We start from the raw sequence: 5,567 nt of genomic DNA, 5'->3' as shown, positions 1-5,567 counted from the left end.
TTGGAGGAACTTCCGAACTGGATAACCCGCGGAAGGTTGTTGAAATTGTAACTAATACTTGTAATCCCTTTATTCCTATCCCTCTTGATGGATCCTGCGTCGTTATATTCATATTCAGTAGTTACATTGGCCCCGTTTTTAAAATCGCCGAACCCAAATGAACTGCTGATACCATCCTCGATTTTAGTCACTCTGTTGAATGCATAGCTATAGGTTAATTGATCAATTGCACCAAATGAGCCTGGATTTGAAGTTTTCCCCTGTCTGTTAAGAGTATTGATATTTCCATTTCTGTCGTAGGTGATTCCCGAAAGGGAGTATCTCCCTGATTCCTGATTCCAGGAAGTTCCAAACCGGACATAATGTCCTTGGCTTATTCTATTCAGCTGATCATAGTTAAATCCAAAGCTCCGCTTCATGCCATCTCTTGAAGATTTCCATTGGATTCCGGAAATATTACCGTTGTAATTTACGGACCCGTACCCAAAGTCATAAAAAATCTGCATTCCAAAGGTGTCTCCCGATTGAGACAGATTTGGATCATTGATATGAGTTAACCAACCCCGGGGGTTATATTTATAATCGACCGTCTGGAGCCCATTCCAATCCTTTTCGACTAATTGGCCCAATTCATCATAGGAATAAGACACCAGGGTTTGTTCCGGTCTTGAGTTTACTTTCTGAGAAATTGAAAGTAGCCTGTTGGCATGATCATATGTAAAGGTTTTCAAAACAGTAATGGTAGAGTTACTCCCAGCAGATGGATTATTCTGGACATGGTAACTTTTGGTAATATTTCCCCTGAAGTCATATTCAAAAGTGGTCCAATCTGTTCCACCTTTATGATTGAGTACCTTTTTTTGGATCAAATTACCCCTATCATCATAAAAATACACTTCAGTAATGTAAAGTCCCGTTCCATCAATTTTAAGCCTTTTGCCTGTCAATCTACGGTGTATAGCCTTGGTTGGTTTTGGCGGAGATGTGAATTGAGAATTAAAGCTTGAATTAAAGGTATGGGTAGTTCCAGCAAATGAATAATTTCCGAAAATATTTGATTGGTCGGTAGAGCTGAGTGAAAGATTCGCAATGTAATCACTGTTTGCATCTACATTAGATTGAAATGTTGCCCTTGATGAGGTGCTATTTAATCTTCCCACAATACTTATTTCATTGAAATCATTGTATTTATACACCATCCAATACCCCGATTCTTCATGGAGACCGTTACGTTCCATGACCACACGATCCAAATGATCAAATACATATTCACTGATGTCAGCACCAGGAATCTTTTTTTGGTAAACCCGATCCCTGCTGTCATAGAAGTATTTAAAATAGTGTCCCTTAATAGTTGATGCCTCAATATTCCAATTTTGAGCACTGTTGCATAAATGGGTCCCTTCCGGCATAAGGGTGTAAACTAACCTTCCTTTATGATCATAGATATAATAAGTCCATAGCCAATGTGAAAATCCGGTTCCCGGAGACGAGATAGCAGCTGTTCTTGACAGGATCTTTTGCCCCAGATAATTTGTGAATGTCTCCGAGATTTTTCCATCTTCATCAATAGTCCTATTGACAAAAAGCTCATTGTTTCCGTAGGTCCCAAGATAAGTTGGTGTGGTTTGACCAGGAGCTATTTCAAATTTCCTGATATAATCTGAGGTAGAATTCATTCGCTCAGTAGACTCTAAACCTCGATTGGATCCAGACCAGGAATTACCGGGAGAGGAACTCTTCAATACTTTGTCCTTGGGTGAATTTTCATAAGCTAAACGGGTGAAAAAATTTCCTTCTCCATTATAGACAGAAGCCAACCTTCCTGTATAATTTGATCCGGGGTTTTGAATGATCTTACCCGCTGTCGTTGTGGAAGGGTAGGCTAAAAGTCCATATTTCACTCTACCAAAAGCATCATAAGTGTAAGGTTTTACCCAGTCTTTTCCTGTTGGGGATATTTGAAAGAAAACCTCCTGAAGTGGTCTACCCAAACCGTCAAAATAATAAGTGACTGTTTGGGCCTGTTCTTTTGTAAGGTTTCCGAATACAAGTTGCAGGGGTTGGTTGAAGGTAAGCTCTCTTACTACATTGATATTTGTTGATGACCCGATAGAGGAAATTGCCAGAGATTCCGGATTAGATGCGATAGCAGAAGAAACCGAGTTGGGAATGTTTTGTGATTCCCCCTTTAGGGCAGTAAACATTGCCAGCAGGATAATTAGAAACTTTTTCATATCAATAAGTTAAAGGAGCCTTGTACTGATAAAAAAACTGTTTGATTCTTTCTCCGTAACCATTTTCAATTATGGACGGTCTTCTTTGTGAATCAAAGGAATAGTTTACAGGTGTCATTTCATTTGGATTCTGAAAACTAATCCCCACAAAAGGGATATGACCAAAGGTGGTTATGGTAGATTCTTTTGGATAAATCCTTAATTCATCAATCAATATTCCATTCCCTTCAATTTGAACGGAACTGGCCCCGGATACCAAATATTGATATACTATCCAGTTTGAACCGATATCAGAATTTGAAATACCTGAATCCGTGATTACAGCCCCGTTTTTCCTTACTACTAGATTTGGTGTCGAGGAACCGTTCTTTTTTACTGCAAATGATAAAATGTAGCTTTTAGAAGTTGACAGTCCTGACTTACTGATAGAATTTCCTGAAACAGGAAAACTAGTTTTCCCAGTATATCCTAAACTTCCTAAAGGCAAAAATGGAATTGTATAGGTCCAGCCTCCTTTATAATCTGACTCGAAACTCGTATATCCAACATCGTTGCTCGTTCCTTCAAAGTTATTGAGTATTGCAACAGCCTTTGTGTCATGATAATCATACAAAATCTTGGTCTTGATTTGATTTGTGGAAATCAGTGTAGGATAATTATTTGAGTTATATTCCAAAATCTCGTTTGTTAGTCTAAAACCAACACTTAAAGCTGGATTGGCAAGATTTAAACTGTAAGAGCTTACAGGATGCTCTAATTCTAATGTATAGGCCTTTTGGTTTAGAAGTTTTCCATTTATTGAGGTAATCGGAAAGTACTCTCCCCCGATTGTATACTCTGATCCATTTCTGATTTTTTTATCCAAATACAGGATTGGCTGATTGTAAATACTATAGAAGCTCTGTCCTCCGATATCATTGGTATAATAAAAATACCTGGCTTTCGCCTCACTTGGGGACACTGAATTCCTGTAAAGCTCTTTTGTTATCTGATTATTGAGCGAATCGATTGAATAAAGAACTTCGGACTCTAAAACACCTCCATTTCGGAAAGTTTTTGTGTTCTCTTTTGTCTTTGAGAAAAGAGCAGAAACATAACCGTATTTATAGACTCGATATATTGCGGGCTTAAACTGCCATTGCTGCCCAGGAAATACTTCAGACCGCAATCTATTCAGCTTCATACCAAATGAATAGTTTGAACTTGGCCCCGCATAAGAAGAAAAACTTGAGTTGTTTGTTATAAAAGTTTTATACTCGTAAGTTTTCTCCTCAATTTTTTCCAAAGAAGTGCCACTACCTTTAAAGACCTCCACTTTAGTGGGTATACCATAGGTCCAATCATAATTGATGTCTGCTATTGAATAAGATGGATTGGAAACTAAGTCTCCAATTTGTGAAAAATGGTATACGGTTTTTCCCTGGCTTCCATCATTGATTATTTCTTCGACTCTGGTATAGGTCACATGATATGTTCTCCCAAAAAAGGATGATTGCTGGTCATCACTGCTTAGCAGGTAAAAATCACATTCAAGCCGGTATGGACCAGTATCTATATCATGCTGAAGCTGAGACTGCAGGTCTATAAAATTTATATTTGATTGGATATTATCAATCACTCCCGAGGAATTTAATGATCCGTCCTGCAGATATTTGTAATCCATATACTTGGCAAGAGCTCCGTTGTCAGTGTAGGAGTTTATTCTTTTTATCCTTACCCCGGGCCCAACCTTATTTTGGCCACCATACCGAACTATGTTTTGTTCATATTGAAAAGTCGAATACCCCCCTGTAGGGTAATTAATCCTGTTCAAAAGCCCAGCTGTAACCCTTGATGAACTGGGCTCTCGACTGGCCCCATTTACATTATGGGTAGGATGATAGGGAATCGAACTGTAAACGGAGTTATAAATATGATATCCATAGTAATCCTGGTCATAAGACAATCTTGGAGAAAGATTACCATTGTAGACAAAGGAATAAATTTGGTCAAAATCAATTACCACTTGATCCAATCTAAGCCTCTTGTTCCATTCCGATTTGTGATTAGGGCCAGTTGAGCCAGAAGATGTGTGATAGGAAGTTTTAAACTCAACTCTTTTTACAGGACTTTGGCTTCCTTTATCATAAATCTCTATATACTGGAGGGCCTTTGTGCCTGGAAGATCTTCTCTGCTACCATCAGAGGTGGCTTCTGTTTTATATTTGAATAGTATCTCCTCGTTTTCTGAAGTTTCAATTTTGATGAGTCTTTTACCCGAAACAGTACTTTCTTGTATACAATTTTGGTCTAAAAGATTGGAATCCGGTGTACAACCATTTCCAGTTACCCATGAGTACTTTTGTTCCAATCGGTTTATTGCATAGGTGTAGTTTTCATCCTCATACGTGAAGAGAATCGTACCCCCTTCTTTCGACTCGATCTTGGATAAATAAAATGATTTGTTATAAACACCTGAATTGACACATCCTTCCGAGCTGATATATAAAGAACCGGGACATCCTGGAGGAAGGTAGTTGGTTTCAAAAACATCAAAGGTGAATTTGGTTTGGTTCTTGTCATAAATAATAAATGAATTCGCTGATTGGCTGATTGTAAATCCTTTGTATGGAACTTCTCTAAAGTTACCCTGATAGATCGGAACCATGATTCCTGAATAATTCCCGAAATTAAAATTGATAATATCCGGTTCAGTATCGATGCAGTTGTTTAGGCCATCATGTGCCCACATATAATCTGCATTGTTTCGACTGACTGAAAAAGAGGAGCTTGAAGAAATATTGGGATTAAAACTTGAAAAATTTGATGGAAGTTGAAGAATTTCCCCATAATTATCATTTGTGTTTTTGTTTGAGGTCCTTGCTAAAACCCCTGAAGGATTTAATGCCCAGCCTAATCCCACATTTGAAGAAACTTGGTTCACTTTGATACCACTTCCATGATAGGATAAGTTTATTTCATGTGTATAGCCATTTACTGAAATTGAATGGATGGGAATTGAAACATTCGCTACACCTGTAGAGTGATTTACTGGAATCTCCCCAAACTTACCTAATGAAGCCATCTGGGGAGAGGGTGGTACTTGCATTTCCCGGAATGGTTCCACTGAACTAAATGGCTCAAAGAAAAACCCTTGAAGACTTTTTAATGTGTCAAATGAAACCGTATCCTTAAATGGAAGATTAAAACTTTCTATTGAAAGGTTTTTCAACCTACCCTCTTTGACTTGGCCGTATGTAAAGCCAGAGATAAATGAAAATAAAAGTGCTATTCGAAATTTCATCGTTTTTGATTTAAAGGAAATAGGGAGGTTTCTTATTGTCAATACCC

2 protein-coding genes are annotated in these 5,567 nt (G+C 38.0%); both read right to left on the bottom strand.

Annotated elements, in window-relative coordinates; translation table 11 throughout:
- On the bottom strand, positions 1–2,237 hold a 2,237-nt coding region (locus tag G457_RS0114890; protein ID WP_026947176.1), incomplete at its 3' end, for a DUF6443 domain-containing protein.
- A gap of 1 nt (position 2,238) precedes the next feature.
- Positions 2,239–5,520 (bottom strand): hypothetical protein, encoded by a 3,282-nt coding sequence (locus G457_RS21650; protein ID WP_155847174.1) that lies wholly within the window; start codon positions 5,518–5,520, stop codon positions 2,239–2,241.
- Positions 5,521–5,567 lie beyond the last annotated feature (47 nt).

The organism is Algoriphagus marincola DSM 16067 (assembly GCF_000429405.1).
Classification (GTDB): Bacteria; Bacteroidota; Bacteroidia; order Cytophagales; family Cyclobacteriaceae; genus Algoriphagus; species Algoriphagus marincola.
The sequence above is the reverse complement of the archived record's forward strand: the minus strand, read 5'-3'. Positions and strand labels throughout refer to the sequence as shown.